The 22,565-nt window shown below is 34.3% G+C and carries 24 protein-coding genes; 22 read left to right on the top strand and 2 right to left on the bottom strand.

All coding sequences use genetic code 11. The features are described from left to right. Window positions 1–30: 30 nt before the first annotated feature. From QA584_RS14490 to trmD, 10 genes are all read left to right on the top strand, one after another. A complete protein-coding gene (locus QA584_RS14490) occupies window positions 31–1,443 on the top strand; it encodes an oxaloacetate decarboxylase subunit alpha (RefSeq protein ID WP_278269749.1) in 1,413 nt (470 codons plus the stop codon). Window positions 1,444–1,595: 152 nt separating this feature from the next. Continuing rightward, the gene (locus QA584_RS14485) at window positions 1,596–2,057 is read left to right on the top strand and encodes a hypothetical protein (RefSeq protein ID WP_278269748.1); all 462 of its coding nucleotides are present in this window, start codon (window positions 1,596–1,598) and stop codon (window positions 2,055–2,057) included. 233 nt (window positions 2,058–2,290) lie between these two features. Beyond that, window positions 2,291–3,010 carry a TrmH family RNA methyltransferase gene (locus tag QA584_RS14480; RefSeq protein ID WP_278269747.1) on the top strand — a complete coding sequence of 240 codons (720 nt, stop codon included), beginning with the start codon at window positions 2,291–2,293 and terminating at the stop codon, window positions 3,008–3,010. Window positions 3,011–3,376: 366 nt separating this feature from the next. After that, window positions 3,377–3,970 carry a GNAT family N-acetyltransferase gene (locus QA584_RS14475; RefSeq protein ID WP_278269746.1) on the top strand — a complete coding sequence of 198 codons (594 nt, stop codon included), beginning with the start codon at window positions 3,377–3,379 and terminating at the stop codon, window positions 3,968–3,970. Between the two features lie 423 nt (window positions 3,971–4,393). After that, complete coding sequence (gene ylxM / locus QA584_RS14470; RefSeq protein WP_278269744.1) at window positions 4,394–4,765, top strand: YlxM family DNA-binding protein; 372 nt, start codon at window positions 4,394–4,396, stop codon at window positions 4,763–4,765. A gap of 199 nt (window positions 4,766–4,964) precedes the next feature. Beyond that, window positions 4,965–6,311, top strand: a complete 1,347-nt coding sequence (gene ffh / locus QA584_RS14465) for a signal recognition particle protein (RefSeq protein ID WP_278269743.1) — start codon at window positions 4,965–4,967, stop codon at window positions 6,309–6,311. Between the two features lie 98 nt (window positions 6,312–6,409). Further along, window positions 6,410–6,655, top strand: a complete 246-nt coding sequence (rpsP, locus tag QA584_RS14460) for a 30S ribosomal protein S16 (protein ID WP_278269742.1) — start codon at window positions 6,410–6,412, stop codon at window positions 6,653–6,655. Window positions 6,656–6,742: 87 nt separating this feature from the next. Beyond that, entirely contained in the window at window positions 6,743–6,973 is a 231-nt protein-coding gene (locus tag QA584_RS14455; protein ID WP_161839039.1) for a KH domain-containing protein, read from the top strand. Window positions 6,974–7,595: 622 nt separating this feature from the next. Continuing rightward, window positions 7,596–8,102, top strand: coding sequence for a ribosome maturation factor RimM (gene rimM, locus QA584_RS14450; protein ID WP_278269740.1), 507 nt, complete (start codon window positions 7,596–7,598; stop codon window positions 8,100–8,102). Window positions 8,103–8,180: 78 nt separating this feature from the next. After that, window positions 8,181–9,059 (top strand): tRNA (guanosine(37)-N1)-methyltransferase TrmD, encoded by an 879-nt coding sequence (gene trmD, locus QA584_RS14445; protein WP_278269739.1) that lies wholly within the window; start codon window positions 8,181–8,183, stop codon window positions 9,057–9,059. A gap of 225 nt (window positions 9,060–9,284) precedes the next feature. Here the strand turns inward: trmD and QA584_RS14440 are convergent, their stop codons facing one another. Next, on the bottom strand, window positions 9,285–11,057 hold the full coding sequence (locus tag QA584_RS14440) for an IS1634 family transposase (RefSeq protein WP_278269738.1): 1,773 nt from the start codon (window positions 11,055–11,057) through the stop codon (window positions 9,285–9,287). 470 nt (window positions 11,058–11,527) lie between these two features. On the opposite strand from QA584_RS14440, the gene rplS reads away from it, so the two are divergent. From rplS to pgeF, 8 genes are all read left to right on the top strand, one after another. Further along, window positions 11,528–11,875 carry a 50S ribosomal protein L19 gene (gene rplS / locus QA584_RS14435; protein WP_278269737.1) on the top strand — a complete coding sequence of 116 codons (348 nt, stop codon included), beginning with the start codon at window positions 11,528–11,530 and terminating at the stop codon, window positions 11,873–11,875. Window positions 11,876–11,989: 114 nt separating this feature from the next. After that, a complete protein-coding gene (gene lepB, locus QA584_RS14430; RefSeq protein ID WP_278269736.1) occupies window positions 11,990–12,625 on the top strand; it encodes a signal peptidase I in 636 nt (211 codons plus the stop codon). A gap of 295 nt (window positions 12,626–12,920) precedes the next feature. Further along, window positions 12,921–13,778: a ribosome biogenesis GTPase YlqF gene (gene ylqF / locus QA584_RS14425; protein WP_278269735.1), complete on the top strand. Its 858-nt coding sequence runs from the start codon at window positions 12,921–12,923 to the stop codon at window positions 13,776–13,778. Between the two features lie 35 nt (window positions 13,779–13,813). Next, window positions 13,814–14,404 (top strand): signal peptidase I, encoded by a 591-nt coding sequence (gene lepB, locus QA584_RS14420; protein WP_331487608.1) that lies wholly within the window; start codon window positions 13,814–13,816, stop codon window positions 14,402–14,404. 36 nt (window positions 14,405–14,440) lie between these two features. Then, the gene (locus QA584_RS14415) at window positions 14,441–15,199 is read left to right on the top strand and encodes a ribonuclease HII (RefSeq protein WP_331487607.1); all 759 of its coding nucleotides are present in this window, start codon (window positions 14,441–14,443) and stop codon (window positions 15,197–15,199) included. Between the two features lie 231 nt (window positions 15,200–15,430). Next, window positions 15,431–15,754: an EscU/YscU/HrcU family type III secretion system export apparatus switch protein gene (locus QA584_RS14410; protein WP_278269733.1), complete on the top strand. Its 324-nt coding sequence runs from the start codon at window positions 15,431–15,433 to the stop codon at window positions 15,752–15,754. 1 nt (window position 15,755) lies between these two features. Continuing rightward, entirely contained in the window at window positions 15,756–16,112 is a 357-nt protein-coding gene (locus tag QA584_RS14405) for a YraN family protein (protein ID WP_278269732.1), read from the top strand. 18 nt (window positions 16,113–16,130) lie between these two features. Continuing rightward, entirely contained in the window at window positions 16,131–16,970 is an 840-nt protein-coding gene (gene pgeF, locus QA584_RS14400; protein ID WP_278269731.1) for a peptidoglycan editing factor PgeF, read from the top strand. 360 nt (window positions 16,971–17,330) lie between these two features. Here the strand turns inward: pgeF and QA584_RS14395 are convergent, their stop codons facing one another. Continuing rightward, the gene (locus QA584_RS14395; RefSeq protein ID WP_278269730.1) at window positions 17,331–18,503 is read right to left on the bottom strand and encodes a ribose-phosphate pyrophosphokinase; all 1,173 of its coding nucleotides are present in this window, start codon (window positions 18,501–18,503) and stop codon (window positions 17,331–17,333) included. Between the two features lie 402 nt (window positions 18,504–18,905). Between QA584_RS14395 and QA584_RS14390 the strand changes: the two genes are divergently transcribed. The 4 genes from QA584_RS14390 to QA584_RS14375 all read left to right on the top strand — a co-directional run bounded on the left by QA584_RS14390 (window position 18,906) and on the right by QA584_RS14375 (window position 22,203). After that, window positions 18,906–19,553: a GPP34 family phosphoprotein gene (locus QA584_RS14390; RefSeq protein ID WP_278269729.1), complete on the top strand. Its 648-nt coding sequence runs from the start codon at window positions 18,906–18,908 to the stop codon at window positions 19,551–19,553. 60 nt (window positions 19,554–19,613) lie between these two features. Further along, window positions 19,614–19,865 (top strand): helix-turn-helix domain-containing protein, encoded by a 252-nt coding sequence (locus QA584_RS14385; RefSeq protein ID WP_278269728.1) that lies wholly within the window; start codon window positions 19,614–19,616, stop codon window positions 19,863–19,865. 329 nt (window positions 19,866–20,194) lie between these two features. After that, window positions 20,195–20,920: a LytR/AlgR family response regulator transcription factor gene (locus QA584_RS14380; protein WP_278269727.1), complete on the top strand. Its 726-nt coding sequence runs from the start codon at window positions 20,195–20,197 to the stop codon at window positions 20,918–20,920. Continuing rightward, a complete protein-coding gene (locus QA584_RS14375; RefSeq protein WP_278269726.1) occupies window positions 20,917–22,203 on the top strand; it encodes a sensor histidine kinase in 1,287 nt (428 codons plus the stop codon). Before QA584_RS14380 ends, QA584_RS14375 begins: the two co-directional genes overlap by 4 nt. The last annotated feature ends 362 nt before the right edge of the window (window positions 22,204–22,565 follow it).

Genomic DNA, 22,565 nt, shown 5'->3' with positions numbered 1-22,565 from the left:
TTAGTGAAATTATTAACAGGAGGTATAAGAATGTCAGAGCAAGTAAAAAGACCGGTAAAGATTACCGAAACTATATTACGTGACGCACATCAGTCCTTAATTGCCACCAGAATGACAACAGAACAGATGCTTCCCATTGTTGACAAGATGGATAAGGTCGGTTACCATGCAGTGGAATGCTGGGGCGGCGCAACTTTTGATGCGTCCTTAAGATTCTTAAAAGAAGATCCATGGGAAAGACTTAGAAAATTAAGAGCCGGATTTAAAAATACAAAACTTCAGATGTTATTCAGGGGACAGAATATATTGGGTTACCGCCATTATGCAGATGATGTGGTGGAATATTTTGTTCAGAAATCATTGTCCAATGGTATTGATATCATCAGAATATTTGATGCCTTAAATGATTTAAGAAACTTAGAATGTGCGGTAAAGGCAGCAAATAAGGAAAACGGTCATGCACAGGTTGCCATTTCCTATACTTTAGGGGATGCATATACTACAGAATACTATATTGATATGGCTAAAAGAATAGAAGAAATGGGTGCAAATTCAATCTGTCTTAAGGATATGGCTGGTTTATTGGTTCCTTATGAAGCAACAAGTTTAATTACTGCATTAAAATCTGCCGTAAGCATACCGATTGACCTTCATACTCATTATACCAGTGGTGTGGCTGCGATGACATATATGAAGGCAGTAGAAGCAGGCTGCGATATTATTGATACGGCTATGTCACCTTTTGCTATGGGTACCAGTCAGCCGGCAACAGAAGTTATGGTTGAAACTTTCAAAGGTACACCTTATGATACCGGTTTTGATCAGCAGCTACTTGCTGAAATAGCAGACTATTTCAGACCGATGAGAGATAAAGCTTTAGAAACCGGATTATTAAATCCTAAGGTTATGGGTGTTGATATTAAGACATTATTATATCAAGTACCCGGTGGTATGTTATCCAATCTTGTATCACAATTAAAGGAACAAAAAGCAGAGGATAAATATTACGATGTATTAAGAGAGATTCCAAGAGTACGTAAGGACTTTGGTGAACCGCCGCTAGTTACACCTTCCAGCCAGATTGTTGGTACACAAGCTGTGTTAAATGTTATAGCTGGTGAACGTTATAAGATGGTAACAAAGGAAACCAAAGCAGTCTTATCCGGTGAATACGGACGTACCGTTAAACCTTTTGATCCAGAGGTTCAAAAAAAGGTTATCGGAGATGCAAAACCGATTACCTGTCGTCCTGCTGATTTGCTAAAACCTGAATTAAAAACAATAGAAAAAGAAATGGAACAATGGAAAGAACAAGATGAAGATGTATTGTCCTATGCATTATTCCCTCAGGTAGCAACAGAGTTCTTTAAATACCGTCAAGCGCAAAAAACAAAAATTGATGTAACAGCAGCCGATACCGCTAATAAGGCATATCCGGTTTAATTGATAAAATACAGAATTATACAGGACAGAATCTATTGAAAGGTTTTGTCCTGTTTTTCTTTTAAAAAAGATGAATAATGGAAAGGGATATTAAAAGGAATATTAAAAGGAATAATCTCGTAAAAGAGAATCAGATAAATCGGAGGTGTTTCATGAAAAGTAATAAGTCAAAGTATATTATGATTATTCTGGGATTATTTTTACTTATAACCGTTGTAATTATCATATCGCATAAATTTAGTCTCAATACGACTTATAGCAGCGTATCCTATGATAAGTTAATGGCAGTGTTGGAGCATAAGGGGTTTTCGATAGATAGTAAGGCGGTTGATAAGGATATTCTAGAGGGTATAAGAAACTATGTAACGATCGATGAAAAAGATAATATTTCGGTTTATCTATATAAAAATAACAAAGCGATGGAAAGAGATGCGGGATATATTTCACCGGACGGTTTTGGATATGATAAGCTGATAAAGCATGTATCAGTAGATTGGATTGCTCCTCCGCATTTCTACAAAATGGATAACATGATTGTATTATATTGCGGTGAAAGGGAAGAAATTATTAACTGCCTTAAGGAATTTATGGGAGAGCAATTTGCGGGACAATAAATTTAGAGCAAACATAAAAATATTATGTAAACTTATATTTCTGAAAATATCATATTTACAATAATGAAATAAAGAAGACAATACAAATCAATTCAAAATAGTAAAATTCATATGAAAGTTTATAATTATTTTTTATATTTTAATTTTTTATATATTTACTTATTTCTTAAAATAGCTTACTATAAATAGATAAAAAGTAGGCAATATTAAGTTAAAAATGTTTGGAGGAATATATGGAGCACATTAAACCATATAAAAAAGGAGTAGAGTATTCCTATACTTTGGGAGCATTCCCAACATTCGAATTGATAAAAGCACATCCTGAACTTGTGAAGGCTGTTTATATACATTCCACTTTTACTGACAGAGAAAACCTTGTCAGTTTGTGTGGTGAAAAAAAAATACCTGTTTTAGCAGAGGATAAAATATTTAACAAATTAAGCGATAAGGAAAATTGTTTTGTAATCGGTGTTTTTGATAAATATGAATGTCTTTTAGAACAGAACAAATCTCATATTGTACTGGTAAATCCAAGTAATATGGGCAATCTGGGAACTATTATCAGGACTGCCGTAGGGATGGGAATTTATGATCTTGCGATTATAACACCCTGTGCCGATATTTTTAACCCTAAAACCATACGTTCTTCTATGGGGTCATTATTTAAACTAAGGCATCAGCATTTTGATTCCTTTGCGAAATACAAAGAGTGCTATCCAAAGCACGATGTGTTCACTTTTATGCTTAACGGTGCCAATACCTTGGAGATTCAAAATTGTCCAAAAACAGAACTATTTTCCCTTGTCTTTGGCAATGAAGCGACAGGCTTGGATGATTCTTTTCTAAAAGAAGGGACAAGTATTTGTATCCCCCAATCACCAGAAGTGGATTCCTTGAATATAACAATTGCGGTAGGTATCGGAACATTCATTTTTACGCATCAAGGTGGTTAAAACGTTATGATTTCTTTGTTACCCTAAGCGGTAAATGAAGGGAAGGTCAAAGGGTGGAAGAAAAAATACGATTTGAAAGGATGCTGCATTTTGATTCTTTTAAAGATTGAAAGAAATACACGATTTGAAAGGATGCTGCATTTTGATTCTTTTAAAGATTGAAAGAAATACACGATTTGAAAGGATGCCACATTTTCATTCTTTCAAAGGTTGAAAGAAAATATACGAATCGAAAGGATGCCACATTTTCATTCTTTCAAAGGTTGAAAGAAAATATACGAATCGAAAGGATGCCACATTTTTATTCTTTCAACCTGATTGTGGCTATATCGCAAGGGGACTTGTGGTATAACTATGGGATTAAAAATGAGTCGGATCACTGTAAGAATGGCAGCCCTAGAGGATGCAGAAGAAATATATTACATTTATGAACCTTATATCTTAAATACGGTAATAACCTTTGAATATGAAAAAGTACCGGTGGAGTTGTTTCGGGAACGTATGAAAAAAGTAATGGAGAAGTTCCCCTGGCTGGTTTGCATCATTGATGATGAAATCGCAGGTTATGCGTACTGTTCTCCACACCTGGAACGAGCAGCTTTTGGGTGGGATTGTGAATGTTCCGTCTATCTGAATGAAAAATACCACCGAAGGGGGATTGGAACTGCGTTATATAACGCGATGTTCAATATAATAAAGAAACAAGGATTTTATAACATTTACTCATTAATCTGCGTACCTCATGAAAGCAGCGTAGCACTTCATAAAAAGTATGGTTTTACAGAAGTGGGAACTTATAATAATACGGCATATAAATTAGGACGGTGGAGACATCTATTGGTTATGGAAAAAAGACTTAAGGAAACCACCGGAGAACCTGAACCGATTGTTTCGGTACATAATATTGATAAGGATTTTCTGGAAGAAGAATTCCGTAAAGCAGAGAGTTTATTACGTTAAGTATCCTTAATAAATTTTGATTCCCAAATTGTAATCCAGAAAGTAATACTTTTACAGGAAAATATGTTTGGCTGTGAATTCATTGTCTGAAATAGAGATAATATTTTAAAAAAAATGATTATTAGTCAAGAATATGATTTTTAAGAAAATAATTATTTGTCAAGGATATGATTTTTAAGAAAATGATTATTTGTCAAGGATATGGTTTTTAAGAAAATTATAATTTGTCAAGGATATGATTATTAAGAAAAATAATTATTTGTCAAGGATATGGTTACTAAGAAAATGATTATCTGTCAAGAACATAATTTTTGAAGAATTTTTGAAGAAAATGAATGTTTGTCAAGAAAATTCCTTGACAAACATATCAGAATCAGATATACTATCATCTGTAAAGAAAATAACTTTACAGGTGGTGCTGATATGGATGATATGATAATGGACGATAAACTAAAAGAAAAAGTTGAACTTTCAATATTATTTGATTTCTACGGGGAATTGTTAAAAAACCATAATAAGCAAATATTTGAAGATTATATTCTCAATGACTTATCTTTAAGTGAGATTGCAGAAGAGCAAGGCATCAGCAGGCAGGGTGTTTATGATATAGTAAAGCGCTGCAGCAAACAATTAAAAGAATGTGAAGAAAAACTTAATTTAGTAAAAAAGTTTGAGGAAACCAAAGCCTTAGTTAACCGGATTAAAGCCCTGTCTGAGCAGATGAAGATATCCGGAAAATTGACCGGCTTAGAGGATATCATTATATTATCCGATAACATAATGAAAGACTTATAACCAAAATAATTTATATAAATAATTCAATTTGTAATTAGAAATTTAAACTTGCTATTCATAACACGGATTTTTAATTTAAATTTATAGTTTGAAATTTGCAGGACAAAACAAGTTAATTAAAATTTACGTAATTGTTGTCCGAAACTACGCAGCAGTATTCTCAAATTTGAGAATGTATGTAATCATTAGGAGGTTGTACATGGCATTTGATAGCCTATCTGAAAAACTGCAAAATGTATTTAAAAATTTAAGAGGTAAAGGACGCTTATCCGAAGCGGATGTTGCCACTGCTCTGAAAGAAGTTAAGATGGCGTTGTTAGAAGCCGATGTTAATTTTAAAGTTGTTAAAAATTTCATCAAATCCGTACAGGAACGTGCCGTAGGACAGGATGTAATGTCCAGCTTAACACCGGGACAGATGGTAATTAAAATCGTTAATGAAGAAATGGTTAACCTGATGGGTTCTGAAACCACTGAAATATCCTTTAAACCCGGAAACGAAATTACCGTCATTATGATGTGTGGGTTACAGGGTGCAGGTAAAACCACTACTACAGCTAAATTAGCCGGCAAATTCAAATCCAAAGGGAAAAAACCTTTGCTTGCTGCCTGTGATATCTACAGACCCGCAGCGATTGAGCAGCTACAGATTAATGGAGATAAGCAGGGGGTTCCCGTATTTTCCATGGGAGATAAGCATAAACCGGTGAACATAGCAAAAGCTGCCATCGAACATGCCATTAAGAACAATTATAATGTTGTTATATTAGATACGGCTGGTCGTCTTCATATAGACGAAGACATGATGAATGAGTTAATTGAAATCAAGGAAAATGTAAGTGTACATCAAACCATATTAATTGTTGATTCCATGACTGGTCAGGATGCGGTTAATGTAGCTGAAAATTTCAGCAATAAAATCGGTATCGATGGTGTTATTTTGACCAAGCTGGATGGTGATACAAGAGGTGGTGCAGCCCTTTCCATTCGTGCTGTAACCGGAAAGCCAATTCTCTATGTTGGTATGGGTGAGAAATTATCGGATCTGGAACAATTTTATCCGGATCGTATGGCATCCAGAATCCTTGGAATGGGTGATATCCTCACTTTAATTGATAAGGCCCAGGCTGATTTTGATGAAGATAAAGCAAGACAATTGGAAAAGAAAATCAAAAAAGCAGAGTTTGACTTTAATGATTTCTTAGATCAGATGCAGCAGATTAAAAAAATGGGCGGCATTGGTGATATATTAAAGATGATGCCTGGTATGGGCGGAGGAATAAAAGACGTTGACATTGATGAAAATGCCTTATCTGGAGTTGAAGCAATAATTTATTCTATGACAAATGCAGAACGTTCCAATCCGGATATCTTAAATCCCTCCAGAAAAAAACGTATTGCTAAAGGTGCCGGTGTGGATATCAGCGAAGTTAACAAACTGGTGAAACAGTTTGAACAGATGAAGAAAATGATGAAACAGTTTTCCGGTATGATGGGCGGGAAAGCCGCAAAACGAGGCAAATTCAAATTGCCCTTTGGATTTTAGTTGGTATTATGTTATAAACAATATTTGTTATAACTTTTACAATAGAAACTTAATATATATTGTATATTAAGAGATATTAATTTAAGGAGGTGAAATCAATGGCAGTTAAAATTAGATTAAAGAGAATAGGACAGAAAAAAGCTCCTTTCTATAGAATCGTTGTTTCTGATTCCAGATCACCAAGAGATGGAAAGTTTATCGAAGAGATCGGTACTTATGATCCGACCGTAGAACCAAGTGCTTTTAAAGTTAATGAAGAAGCAGCTAAGAAATGGTTATCAAATGGTGCACAACCTACTGAAACAGTTGGTAATTTATTTAAAAAAGCAGGTATTTCTAAATAGTGCCTGTTAACTATTACGGTTTAGTTGCTACAAGAATTGTACATTTTTTGTACTATGCATTTCACATTCCAGTGGAGGTGAAGAGTAATGAAAGAATTAGTTAAAGTAATTGCTACATCACTCGTTGATCACCCTGAAGAAGTTGTTGTAACTGAGAAGGAAACCGATAAGTCTATAATTGTTGAATTGAAAGTGGCCCCGGAAGATATGGGTAAGGTCATTGGAAAACAAGGCCGTATTGCAAAGTCCATTCGTACAGTTGTTAAAGCAGCAGCTACAAAGGATGACAAAAAAGTAGTAGTCGAAATACTACAATAATTCCCAATTAAAACAAAAGTCGAATGTTCATGCAGGAAGCTTTGTTTAATTGCAGTATTTATCATATGAATACTGTTTTAAGATACAAGAACCCAGTCTTATTGACTTGCCTTTTTGGCTCGGGTTCTTGTTTTGTATTAAAAAGTAATCATATCTTTATTTAGAAAACCAATCATTATCATATTAATTATTTTTATAATATATTAAAGTCTTCATAATGATATTGCAAGCCATTCATAATGATATTGCAAGCTGTTCATAATGATATTACAAGCCATTCATAATGATATTACAGGCTTCATAATGATAATACAAGCCTTCATAATGATAATACAAGCCTTCATAATGATAATACAAGCCGTTCATAATGATATTACAAGCCGTTCATAATGATATTACAAGCCGTTCATAATGATATTACTTGTCGTTCATAATGATTACAAGCCATTTATAATGATATTTTACAAGCCATCCGCAAGGATATTATAAAAGCATTCGTAATAATAATGATTTTATAATGGGTCATCCATAATAATATTTTACTCAGTATTTTAACTGGCAATAATTTAATTAATACTAATGTTTTGATATATATATTTTATAAGAACAGATAGGAGCTGTAATGGATAATTTTTTACGTGTTGGAGTAATTTCTTCAACCCATGGTATCCGAGGTGAAGTAAAGGTATATCCTACTACTGACGATATCAATCGGTTTAAAAATTTAAAACAGGTTATATTAGATACCGGAAAAGAACAGATAAACCTTGAAATAGAAGGGGTTAAATTCTTTAAACAACAGGCCATCCTGAAATTCAAGGGTATTGATAATATAAATGATATTGAAAAATATAAAGGCAAGGATCTTCTTGTAACAAGAGAGAATGCAGTAAAACTTGAGAAAGATGAATATTTTATATATGATATTATCGGTTCAAAGGTTATTACAGATGAAGAGGAAGAGTTAGGAGAATTAACAGAAGTAATGACTACCGGAGCTAATGATGTATACATTGTTTCAACAAAGGAAGGAAAAGAAATTTTGCTGCCCTCCATTAAGGAATGTATATTAGATATAGATGCTGTTAATAAAATAATAAAAGTCCATGTTTTACCAGGATTAATCTGATTTGCCCGATATGCTGCAAAGATAAAAAAAGAATTATATCCGAAATAAATTGCACCGGGATAAATAAAGGAGTTTTACATGAATTTTTATGTTTTAACATTGTTTCCTGACATGATTGAACAGGGACTGAATACCAGTATAATCGGTCGGGCACTGGATAAGGGATTGTTGACCCTGAATATGGTTGACATCAGAGATTTTGCTGAAAATAAACATAATCGGGTGGATGATTATCCTTACGGGGGCGGAGCCGGCATGGTTATGGCACCGGGCCCGGTTTATCGTGCACATCAATATATTATGGAACAGATTAAATTAAGGAAAGGTCTGACACATAATAGATTCGAATATCCAGATAAAATGGAAGCTGATAAAACAGTATCAGCAGAGACACTAGAAGAAAACAAATCAGAAAAAAACCAATCAACCGAAGTGGATAAGCAGAATTCTAAGCCTATAAAAAAACAAACCAGAGTAATTTATCTTACTCCACAAGGCAGCGTATTTAATCAAGGTATGGCAGAGGAATTCGCAGAAGAAGAAGATCTGATATTCTTATGTGGTCATTACGAAGGTATTGACGAGCGGGTGTTGGAAATGGTGGTAACCGATTATGTTTCCATCGGAGATTATGTACTTACCGGAGGTGAGCTGCCGGCCATGGTTATGATTGATGCCATTGCAAGGTTAGTGCCAGGGGTTTTAAATAATGATGTTTCAGCAGAATTTGAAACCTTTCAGGATAATCTGTTAGAGTATCCACAATATACAAGACCTGAAGTATTTATGGAAAAGTCTGTACCGGAGGTGTTATTATCCGGTCATCATGCCAAGGTAGAAGAGTGGAGAAAACAGCAGTCCATTTTAAGGACAGCTAAAAACAGACCTGATTTGCTGAAAAAAGCGGAACTGTCTCAAAAGGAGAAAAAATTTCTTAATGATTATTTAAAAAAGTAAATTTGAATTCTTAGACATTGGAAGGCTTCATGTTCCTTACAAATATGTAAAAAAGTGAGATATATCCTTTTCTTTCTTTATTTTCTCTTGATTTTACTTTTATTTAATTTTACTAGAAAATACTTGCAATCTATATCCCCATCTTTGACAGGTCAAAAGCGGAAAACGCTGTATTTATAAGGCATTTTCCGCTTTTTAATGATGAAAAAATGTAGCTATATATTATTACTTTTTCTTTGTTTCTCGAATAGTCTTCTTCATGTTAACGTCGGTTATAATCTCATAATCCGTACGGAAACCAAAGGCTTCATGTAAAGCATCCGTAAGGTCTGTCCTTGTGTAGGCTGGTATGTAACCAAGTTTTTCTCCTGGGCGTGATATCATCATAGTTCGCAAGGTATCCATGATCTCTTCACAGGTGTATTCTCCAGAAAGCTTTTTCTCCAGTACCCGGAACACGAATAATGCAATGTAGCACGTAATGAAATGTGCTTTGATACGATCTTCTTTCTGAAGATATATAGGGCGGGCTTTAAACTCTGTTTTCATGATACGGAAGCATTCCTCAATCTCCCAGCGCTTCTTGTTAATCTTAATAATCTCATCAATCCCCATGTTCTCAAGGTTCGTACATACGGAGTAAAAACCATCATATCGTTCTTCTTCATGGATAGCAGTTGCATCCAGAAATGGGATATCTTTTGAACATACCTCACCATCCTCCGTAACAACCTCATGTCCAATAAAACGGTGTGGGTCGTTCTGATTTTTGGGACGTTGTTTATATTTTCCACTATTGATAAGCTCCTGTGCTCGGTCAATCTGCCCCTGACGTATTTTGCGTTGATAGCGTTGATACTTTAAAGAAAAGGAAACAATCAAATGCTGTTCCAGTGGGGTAGCACCCTGTTTGATTTTTCTTTGGGACAGGTCTTCTTTTATCCAGCGATCCTTGTAGTAAATCTTATTGTAATCTTCTGTTTCATCCAGCTCACTAATGTTATAGGTTCGGCTGTCGCCAGCCAGGCGCCACCCATCTGGATCAAGGGCAAAGTCTTTTAGATAGGAAGGGAGTTGTTTGACTGACTGCGTAGTAATAAAACTACGGAGTCGCTCGCCTCCAATGGATTTATCATTAAATTTACGGTTGCTCTTGGATGAGAGCCCTGCATCGGTGCAGACAATGATCTGATCCAGACCATAATCACTGATCACCTTTTTTTCTAAAGGTTTCAGAGTAGGCTGCTCGCTTTGATTTCCGGGAAAGATATCAAAAGCCAGAGGAATACCATCGTAATCCATGAAAAGACCCATACCAACCAGGGGTAAAGGCTGATGCTGCTTGCTCTTTCCGTATCTGCGAAGATCATCCGCTTCTTCAAGTTCAAAGTAAAAGTTAGTACAATCGTAGTAAAGGATATCCTTGCGTCGTTCCACGACTTTCTGACTATTTTTATAAAGCTCTGCCTGGATAAAGTCATTTTCTTGTGCCAGAACAGATAAGGCACGATAAATATCATGCAGTTCGAAAGAAGGTTGTTCTATGAACACGTCGGCCTGCCTGTTTGAAGCCAGTTTAGAAGAAGGATAGAGAATCCTTGTATAAATAAGTTTGGAAAGGATATCATTTAGGTCATACTCAAAGGAATGCCTTGAACGGATTGAGCTGCATATTTTGTGGAGACCAAGACTGTAGTAAGCATCCTGCAAGAAAAGATATCCGCAGTTAAAAGCTTTTTGCTCACCCTTTTTTAAGAGTTTAGTAGGGGAATAACTAACAATAATCTCTTTCTGTTCGTCGTACACTTTACGATTGAGTTCATTTACGTATTCCTGAGCCCAAATATATGGATCCATGCCATGAGCTTTTGTTCTTACTTCATCAAGGTTACCTAATTTTTCAACTGTAACAGTGGTAACAGAGCCATTCTGCTTGCGTATGGTTTTTTGTACATAGAAAGATGAAGAATTTTTGGACTTACTAACAGTTAGTTTCATAAAAAACACCTCCATGCCTTATTATACCATATATAGCCAAAAATAGCTACATATATTTACGCGAAATTTGACAAAAAAATAAGCCTATATCAAGGCTTACAGCAATTTATTCTTCATTTAACTGTCAAACTTCCGGCTGAAAAAAGCGGAACTGTCTCAAAAGGAGAAAAAATTTCTTAATGATTATTTAAAAAAGTAAATTTGAATTCTTAGACATTGGAAGGCTTCATGTTCCTTACAAATATGTAAAAAAGTGAGATATATCCTTTTCTTTCTTTATTTTCTCTTGATTTTACTTTTATTTAATTTTACTAGAAAATACTTGCAATCTATATCTGAATATGTTAAAGTAAGATGTTGTGAGATGGGATGGTCCTCTAATACACCGCTTTTCTGATTTTCAGGACATGTTTTTTACATATCCGTAAAGCAAGGTATTAAGAACATCTAAATATTAAGGAGGTCACAAAATGAACAATATTATTAAGAATATTGAAGCTGCTCAGCTCAAAGAAAACGTAGCCAGCTTTAACGTAGGCGATACTGTTAAAGTATATGCTAAAGTAAAAGAAGGTAACCGTGAAAGAACACAGATTTTTGAAGGCACAGTTTTAAAAAGACAAAACGGCGGAGCAAGAGAAACTTTCACTGTCAGAAAGTCCTCTAACGGTATTGGCGTTGAAAAAACCTGGCCATTACATTCTCCAAGTGTTGAAAAAATCGAAGTTATCAGACGTGGTAAAGTTAGAAGAGCTAAGTTAACTTATTTACGTAATAGAGTAGGTAAGAAGGCTAAAGTAAAAGAAATCGTAAAATAATTCGATCGTTTACAGATGAACAAAAAACGGGAAGGGACAACTACTTAGGTATTGTCCCTTTTTTAACAGGAAAAGATAAACGGAATCGTTTGTTGGTTTAACAGGAGTAAGGTTATGGATTTTGATTTTGATAAGGCAAGTAAAGGGCCTCTGATTAGAAAGATTATATTTAAAATAATCATATGGATTGTTGAGATTGCTTTTGTAATTACATTAGCTTATCTTATAGTAAATTATGCGTTAGAAAAGACCACCATGTTTGGTGTATCCATGGAAACAACCTTAAAGGATCAGGATAAAATAATCATTAACAAGTTTGCATACAAATTATCAAAACCAAAGCGCTTTGATATTATTGTTTTTAAACAAACGAATAAAGAACACAGCTATTATAATATGAAAAGAATTATCGCGCTGCCTGGAGAAAGAATTCGTATTGATGGCGGTAAGATCTATATCGACGGTAAAATCATCGAGGAACCTTTTGTTACTGAACCAATAAAAAACAGTGGACTTGCAGGGGAAGAAATTCTGCTTGATAAAAATGAATATTTTGTATTAGGTGATAACAGAAATAATAGTGAAGACAGCCGTTTTGCCAATATTGGTAATATACTTTTTAGTGACATAATCGGTAAAGCCTGGATTCGATCCAATAATTTCACCTTTATTAGTAATATAAATAAGAAAGAAATCAATAAGAATAATAATTCTACGGATACAACTGAAACAACCAATGATGAGAATTAATATTTATTAAAAGAGCTTAAATGAAAGAGTTAAGAGTTAATTGAAAGAGTTAATTGAAAGAACTAATTGATAGAGCTAATTGAAAGAGTTAATTGAAAGAGCTAAATGAAAGAGTTAATTGAAAGAGCTAAATGAAAGAGTTTAATTGAAAGAGCTTAATTGAAAGAGTTAAATTGATAGAGTTTTAATTGAAAGAGTTAAATTGAAAGATTTAATGAAGGGCTTAATAGAAGGAGTCTAATAGAAAAAACTTAATTGATTTGAAATTAATAGGAAAGAAAAGGTAGGTAAGTGAATGCATTTTCAATGGTATCCTGGGCATATGACAAAGGCAAAACGTATGATGCAGGAAGATATGAAATTAATAGATGTAGTAATTGAATTGGTGGATGCCAGAATTCCCCTTAGCAGTAAGAATCCGGATATAGATGATATGGCTAAAAACAAATCCAGGGTCATCTTATTAAATAAATATGATCTGGCTGATGAGAAACATACGGAAAGCTGGAAAACTTACTTTGAGAATAAAGGGTATTTCGTTACTTTGGTTAACTCCAAGAACGGAAATGGTGTAAGGAAAGTTAACGATGTGGTTCAATTAGCCTGCAAAGAAAAAATTGAAAGAGACAGAAAAAGAGGTATTTTAAACCGTCCGCTGCGTGCTATGGTAGTGGGAATCCCTAATGTGGGCAAATCTACCTTTATTAATAGTATTGCCGGTAAAGCCGCCACCAAGACCGGTAATAAACCTGGTGTAACAAAAGGAAAGCAATGGATTAAAATAAATAAAAACATTGAATTATTAGATACTCCTGGAATACTATGGCCAAAATTCGAAGATCAGTCCGTGGGATTAAAACTGGCTTACATTGGTTCTATCCGTGAGGAAATACTTAATATATATGAATTATCCCTGGAATTGATCCGTTTTCTTTTAGTTCATTATAAAAGCTGCCTGGCCAGCCGGTACGAAATAGAAGAAGATGAGGACAATTCCATAACTTTAAGCCGGATTGCTGAAAAAAGGGGTTGCAGAATTAAGGGCGGTGAATTAGACTTAAATAAAGCAGCGGGTTTTGTAGTGGATGATTTCCGAAATGGCAGATTAGGTAATATAACATTAGAATTCCCCGAGGTTTCTGATGCTGAGTAAATGTAACCTTCCATGAAAGAAAGTGGTGATTGGTGTTGGAAAATCAGGAATTGGAATCGAATGAAAGCCGTAATACAGGGGGCAGAACTAAGAAGGTTTTTACAGAGGGGTTACATCTGTTTTTTTATCTTGTAATTGTTATTCTGTCCACATTTTTAATCATGCATTTTATTGGTCAAAGAACACAGGTATACGGTCAATCTATGGAAAATACTCTTTCTAATCAGGATAGCCTGATTGTAGATAAAATATCTTATCATTTTGCTAAACCCCATCGTTTTGATATAGTGGTATTCCCTGTTGACGATAAGAAAAATATTTACTATATAAAACGTATCATCGGGCTGCCCGGAGAAACGGTGCAAATCATTGACGGAAAAATTTACATTAATAATAAATTATTAAAAGAAGACTATGGAAAAGAGGTCATTGCGATTGATCGGGAAGGTCTTGCCGCTCAGCCGGTTATGCTTGGCAAAGGTGATTATTTTGTGCTTGGTGATAATAGAAATCATAGTATGGACAGCAGGGATCCCGAAGTAGGCAATATATCAAAATCTTCTATAATCGGTAAAGCGTGGGTCCGTGTATGGCCTTTGAAGAAATTTGGATTTTTAAATCATTAGCAGTATGTTAAACTACAGATAAAGGAGACACGTATTTTGGATATTAAAATAACTGATATACAAAAGGAACTGGAGCTAACGGAACCTGGCAGTCTTGACGATATTTTAAATAAATACCGATCTGACAGCCGAGCAGGTGTTATGAAATTAATTCATAAATATGATAAGGAAAAACAAAAACTGGAAGCAGAAATTAAAAGAACCGAAGATATGAAGTGCTATGAAAAGAAATACCAGGAATATTCCTATATCTGCGGCATAGATGAGGTTGGAAGAGGTCCTTTGGCTGGTCCGGTAGTAGCCTGTGCGGTAATCTTACCAAAAGATTGCAGTATTCTGTATATTAATGACTCCAAACAGCTTACACAGAAGAAACGGGAAGAATTATATGATGAAATCATGGAGCAGGCAGTTGCGGTCGGTGTAGGAAGTGTACCTCACTCTAAAATTGATGAGATAAACATACTACAAGCAACCTATGAGGCGATGAGGCAAGCAATCGGTAATCTGGCTATAAAGCCTGATCTGCTTTTAAATGATGCCGTTACCATACCAGGAATCTCCATAAAACAGGTTCCCATAATTAAAGGAGATGCAAAGAGTATATCCATTGCAGCCGCCAGTATTGTTGCAAAAGTAACAAGAGACAGACTGATGACAGCATATGATAATATTTTTCCCCAGTACGGCTTTGCGGCAAATAAGGGATACGGTTCAAAAGAACATATTGAGGTACTAAAACAGTCAGGACCGTCACCAATACATAGACTAAGCTTTATTAAGAACTTTTTGTGATTTTAACGATTAGTATATTTCCTATAAGTGTCAGGAGTTTAACACTGAAAGAACAACAAAATCGAATCTGCTACCATAGCCTAGAAGTGGCAGAACCAGCATTACCTGGAAAGGTGTAAATTTTTAATTAGAAAGGATGCCACATTACGCTTCTTCAATCGGTGATACTTGTGTAACATTATATTCTGTGTAGTATCGTAGGAACATGCGGTAGGCAATAGGTGTAAAATTATGGCAGATAATTTTGATAAATTCAAGGATAAGAATAAAACAACTCACCATAATAAAACAGCAGTGGCGCTCACTTATAATCCGGAGGAAGCAGCACCAAGGATTATAGCTGCGGGAAAAGGTTATCTAGCAGATAAAATCCTTGAGAAAGCAGAACAGAATCGCATACCAGTCCACCAAGATGAACAGCTGGCAGCTACCCTTTCTAAATTGGATATTGGTGATTATATACCGCCGGAATTATATGATGTTGTATCTGAGATACTTCTTTTTGTTGATAATATGGATCGGATTAAAGCCAAGGTTCTTCCGAAGGGAGAATAGAATGTATAATAAGCGGTCGGTGGGTGCTCAAAAGGAAGAGATGGCAGCAGCCTACTTAAGAGAGAGGGGTTATGTGATCCTTGAACAGAATTTCCGATGCAGGACGGGTGAGATAGATATTATAGCCAGGGAGAAGGGATATCTTGCATTTGTTGAAGTAAAATACCGCAAAGACAGTGCTAAGGGATATCCGGAAGAAGCAGTAGATTTTCACAAAATGCAGAAAATAACCCGTACTGCTCAGTTTTATATGCTTATTAAGCATATACCGGAGGACACATCCTGCCGGTTTGATGTAATTACTATCTTAGATCAGGATATCACGCTAATACAGAATGCATTTGAGGCAGTCTATTAGAAAGGTAAAGTAGTCATAATGAAATTTAAAGATAATGAAAAAGCTGTTCTAAATATAGAATCGATTGCGCCCTATCTTACATTTCCTTCTTTAACCGGAATTGATTTTATTAAACACGGATTCTCAACCAGACTTGGTGGAGTAAGTGAAGGAATCTACGAATCCATGAATCTTGGTTTTAGTAACGGAGATGAGCCTGATCACGTTATGGAGAATTATAATCGTATCAGTAAGAGTATTGGCTTTTGTCTGGATTCGATTGTGACATCGGATCAGGTTCATAACACGGAAGTCAGACTGGTTACTGCCGAAGATAAGGGAAAAGGAATTAAGACAAGACGGGATTATAAGGGAATTGACGGTTTAATAACAAAGGAAGCCGGTATTATGCTGGCAACCTACTATGCAGACTGTGTTCCGCTTTATTTTATTGATAAAAAAAATCATGCTATTGGATTAAGCCACTCCGGTTGGCGTGGAACAGTCAAAAGAATGGGTGAGGTGACTCTTAAGGCTATGAAATCCCACTTTGGAACGAATCCTTCCGATGTTATAGCTATGATTGGACCCTCCATATGCGGTGACTGTTATGAAGTGAGCAGTGATGTAGCAGAGGCTTTTCAAAAGGAATTTAATGAAGAACAGCAAAAAGATATACTGATAAGGAAAGAAAATGATAAATACCAGTTAAATCTCTGGGAGGCCAACCGCCATATATTTGTAGACGCCGGGATAATACCTGAGAATATTCATGTCTCGGAAGTATGTACGTCCTGCAACAGTAGTCTGCTATTTTCCCACAGAGCATCAAAAGGCAAGCGGGGAACTCTGGCTGCATTTTTAATGATAAAAGAGTAGTAAAATCAGATGTGAATACGATTGCGGAATGTAATGGTGTTTGCTAATTATTAATATCAATATATTTAATAAACTCCTACAAACTAGGTTATATAACAAGAATAGTTTTGCGGGAGTTTTTATTGTATAAAATATAAAAGAAGACCAAACGAAACAGTACAAATAAATAATGCAACAAAACGACTAAAAGTAAAAATTAGAAAATACATAGATAAATGCCATATACCAATAACGTATACGAATGCGAGTATCAATGCAGTATATTAATGTGATATATTTATTATAAATGAATATCATTAAAATGTAAATGTAATAAGCTGAATGGATAATATATAGGAGATTTAATGATGTTATAATTGTCTAATTATTCCTCTTATAATCAGCGACAATATCCTGTATACGGGTAGTAGAGTCTAATATGCCATCTACGGACTGATCATGGTTTATGGTATGAATAATCAGCGCAAGATAGCGGCTTAAATCAACATTAGTATAATACTTTTTAGCAAGTAACTCAGGGGAACAATAAACAAGATTAGTTGTAAAAACACGATCTATGATTCCTTCTTCTACATATTTATCAAACATTCCATATCCATCCGTAAATAAACCGAAGGTAGCTGCAATATATATTTTAGAAGCTTTTCTTCGCTTTAATTCCAAAGCAATATTAAGAATACTGCGACCGGTAAAAATCGCATCTGCTACAATCAGAACATCTTTACCTTCCACGCTTGTACCTAAAAACTCATAAGCAGACACTGGTTTGTCTACATCAAAATTCTCTGTATAATCATGTTTTTTATAAAACATCCCCATGTCCACACCTAATATATTGGTGTAGAAAATAGCTTTTGACATAACACTTTCGTCCGGACTGATTATCATTAGGTGTTCACTGTCTAGTTTCAATCCCTTTTCTGTTGCCAGCAAAGCTTGTATAAATTGATAGGAAGTATAGAAATTATCAAAGCCATCAATCGGTATGGCGTTCTGAACCCGGGGGTCCAAAGCATCAAAAGTAATAATATTCTTAACACCCATCTTTACCAGTTCCTGTAGGGCGGTAGCGCAGTCGAGGGATTCTAAGTAAGTACGTTTGTGTTGTCTTCCTTCATATAAAAAAGGTATGATAACATTGATACGATGTGCCTTGCCATTACAAGCGTCAATCAACCGCTTTAAATCCTGAAAATGATCATCAGGGGACATCATATTGTTCATACCATCTAAACTATAATTTATGTTGTTATTTGTTACGTCAGCTAAAATATATAAATCAGTTCCATGAATGGATTCTCTGATAATTCCTTTCGCTTCACCTGAATTAAATCTAGGACAAGCTGCATCAACTAAATAAGTATCCGCTTCATAGCCGTTAAAAGCAGGTAAGTTTTTACATTCTAAAGCCTGGTTGTGTCTTGCATTTACAATTAATGAGTTTACTTTTTCTGCCAGGGGACGAAATCCATCCAATGTCATTATTTTTAAAGGTGCAACGGGAATAGTTTCTATCATATTATTGGTTGTCATAAAAGCCTCCAAAAGAAATCATTATCATACTATTTATAACACTACCGATGCCATTCGTCAATAAATAACAAAATATTAAGTGAATTAATTTCATATGAAAATTGCCGAAGTCTATTAATTTGAAAATATTTATAATTATTTCCAAATCCTATTGACAAAGTTATTAATTGCGTTATAATTAAGTAGTAAGTAGTAAGTAGTAAGTAGTAAGTAGTAAGTAGTAAGTAGTAAGTAGTAAGTAGTAAGTAGTAAGTAGTAAGTAGATTAAGAGCGAAAATGACGGAAGTGAAATTGAAGCAGTAGAGAAAAACACAAAATATAAGACGGAAAATACATTCATAATAACGGAATTAAAATTGTAAAGTAGTTAAAAACTAAAAAATCATAATTGGAGGTAATACCTTGAAAAATTTATCATTTATCCAGGAATTTTTTCTATGTGCATTAAAACCGGAAGGAAATATGTCATCTTTGAAATCAGTAGAAATTTCTACCTGTATTGTTGCGGGAGGTGTCTTAGCGTTATTGATTGATAACTATATTCTGATTGATGCGAATAAAAAAGTTCAAGTTGTGAAAGAACTTGATGCAGGCAAAAAGTATTTGGAACCACTATATCATTATATAAAGGACAGTAAAGCAAAAACGGTAGAGGGAATTGCGGAATCTTATATTTTTAGTTCGAATAAGAAATATAATAAGTTGATTCAGGTATTGGCGTCGTCTTTAGAAGATGGTTATGTTGAACTACATGATGATAAAGGGCTGCTCCGAACGAAAACAACAGTGGTTCCAATCCAGGGTGAACAACTGAAAATCATTGAAAAATTGAGAGCTGAATTTTTAGAAGAAGGCAGTGTCTCCGAAGAGACACTGACACTGGGAGTTTTGCTTTTGAAAAGCGGCTTAATAAAACGTTATTTTTCCAAGTTTGAAGCTGACAGATTAAAGGAACGTCTGGAAGAACTTAAAAAAAGTGATGCCGGAATATTTATTAAAAAAATCGTTGATTATATTGACACATTAATAACAATAATTGCGGCAATGTAAGCTTACTCCTGGTATAGTACACGATACCAGTTTATGAATTCTGAAAGAGAGGTGATCTGATTGTCTAGACAAAGAAGTATAGAAACTATAGAAAATGCTGAATATGTCACAATCGGAGAATTAGTACGGCTTACAGGAGTAAGGTACAGTACTTTAAAGTTTTATTCCGAAGAAGGAATTTTAAGTTTTGAACAAGATGATATAAACTTAACCAGACGATATAATAGAGAAGTTACGTTAAAAAAAATATCAACAATCAAAGAACTGAAGGAAAAGGGATTGACAATTCCTGAAATAAAAGAATATTTTTAAACTGATATAAAGATATATAAATCAGTACTTTACCTGCTATGCTGTAGGTTGTTCACTTAGTCAAATTAAGTAACCCTCCGTTGTCTTCAGACGGAATTTTGGGTAATACCCCCCCAGAAACTAGCAGGTAGAGCACTGGTAGTTAATAGTAATTACATTATAGAACATCTACATTACAATACCTTTACATAATATAACATAATTAGATACAAAATTGATTTGACAACATATGGAAATAAAGGTAGAATTTATTACAGAACATAAAATGTTAAATTATAACAATACTTATAATGAAAAAAATGATTTATATCGAAGGGGGATATATATTCGTGTTTCATATAGCAATTTGTGATGATGAGGTAGAGATTTGTTCTCAAATTGAAGCAATTATTTTAAAATATCAGAAACTTACTTCTCATGAGCTGGAAATAGAGGTTTTTTCATCGGGGGAAGAGTTATATAAATATTTGTTAGAAGATCACTTTTTTGACCTGATTTATTTAGATATTGAAATGAAGGAGTTAAATGGGATTCAGGTAGGACGAATGATACGGAAAACTATGGATAATTATTATACCAATATCGTTTATATATCCGGTAAGGATTATTATTATAAAGAATTATTTGAAGTTCAGCCCATGCATTTTTTGGAAAAACCCATAGACGCCGTAAAAATTATTGAAGATATCTGCCTGGCGATGAAGTTATCCAATAAACTTAATAAATTGTTTATATATAAAAAAGGTTATAACACTTATAAAATACCAGTAACGGATATATTATATTTTGAAAGTTCGGATCGTGAAATAAAAATTGTAACCACTAAGGAAGTTGAATGGTTTTATGGAAAGCTGGACGAAGTATATTCCCAGGTGGCAAAGCATTGCTTTATTCAGATTCATAGATCCTACCTCATTAACTATGCCCAGGTAAAAAAGTTTAAATATGATGAGGTACTTATGTTTAACTCGGATAACCTACCAATCAGTCAGTCCAGAAGAAAAGAAGTAAGAAAACATCAGCTGGCATATGCAAAAGAGAGGTTTTTGATATGATATTAAGTGTGTACAATATCATATATCTTTTCGGTAATGTATTTGGCACTTATACGATATATAAATTCATGAAGGTTTTCTTTGACAAAGATCGAACCTCAAGAACAACTGAAATTTTCTCTTACTTCTGCTACAATATTGCTATTTCTCTTATTTACATGTTTATTAATATTCCAATTGTATTGATGATAAGTAATATCCTTGCTTTTTTTCTTTTATCCTGGAATTATGTATCCAGCTTTAAATTAAGGATATTGGCAGCTTTATTTATATATTTAATACTAATGTGTATTGAAATGGCAATAGTAATTATGACGGGTTATCTTAAATTTCCTGTTTTAGAACAGAATGACTATTCCTCGGTTTATGGTATTTTAAGCATGAAATTGGTTTCTTTTGCGGTGGCATTAATCATCAATAATTTCAAAAATATCCGCAAGGGTAAGAATGTACCTAATTTTTATTGGGCTCTAATTGCACTGATACCGGCGGCATCATTGTATATCATAGTTCTTTTGTTTTGCTCAAAAGAACTTCCCTCCCCTTGGCTGGTCATCAGCATAATTTTAATATTGCTAATCAACTTTTCAACCTTCTTTTTGTATGATGTTATAATGAAGGTTATGTGGGAGCAAATGGATAAAAGATTGCTAGAACAGCAGAATCAATATTATGCGAGACAATTCAGCATTATGAAAGAATCCCTGCAGTCTTTAAAAGAGATGAAACATGACTGGAAAAACCATTTATCTGCGGTACATTCCTTAATTCAAAGAGGCGAAATAGAGAAATCTCTTCTTCACATTTCTGAAATGTTCCAGATTTCCAGTCAGGTGGGGCAAGCCCATACCGGCAATATTGTTGTGGATAGTATATTAAACTTTAAGCTTCAGGAAGTCTTTCGCAATCACATAGAAATCTCTCTGGATATTAATATTCCAGAGACTGTAAATATACCATCGTTTGATCTGACCGTTATTATTGGAAATCTTATCGATAACGCCATGGAAGCAGTTTTAAAATTAGAGGATAATCGATATATCAACATAAAAATGTCATACGATAAAGGGCAATTCCTGTGTTGTATCATGAATCCCTTTGACGGTACCCTTAATAAGGTCTTAAATCAGTATAGAACAACGAAAAATACGAATGAAAATCATGGGATCGGGTTGGAAAGCATAAAAAGTACATTAAAAAAATATAAGGGATCTATTGATTTAGAGCAGAATAATAATGTTTTTACTGCTCTGATTATGATGTACGTAGAGGAAGGAAGTTAACTAGAGACTTAAGAAAAGAGGTAAGAAAAGAGGTTTTTTGCATGGAAGCTGCAAATTATAGTGGGATTATGAGATTACATGTAAGAATAAGACTTAGATTTTGTTAATTTTGCAAAATCTAAGTCTTATTTTTTCACTTTTATAAGAATTTATAACTTTTAATATAAGAACACTTAAAACCACTTTTATAAGCACTATTGTAAATAAAACCACTTTTATAAGCACAATTGAAAACCCGTTTAAAGGCGCTTTTTATCGGCCATGTTCTGTGTCCAACTTAAATATATGAATAATTCACCTTAACAGTTTTACTTTATTACAAAAGTATATATAACCTACTGCAATACTCCGCAAAAAAAATA

The organism is Anaerocolumna sp. AGMB13025 (genome assembly GCF_029689925.1).
GTDB lineage: Bacteria > Bacillota > Clostridia > Lachnospirales > Lachnospiraceae > Anaerocolumna.
This window is presented reverse-complemented; position numbering and strand designations above follow the sequence as displayed.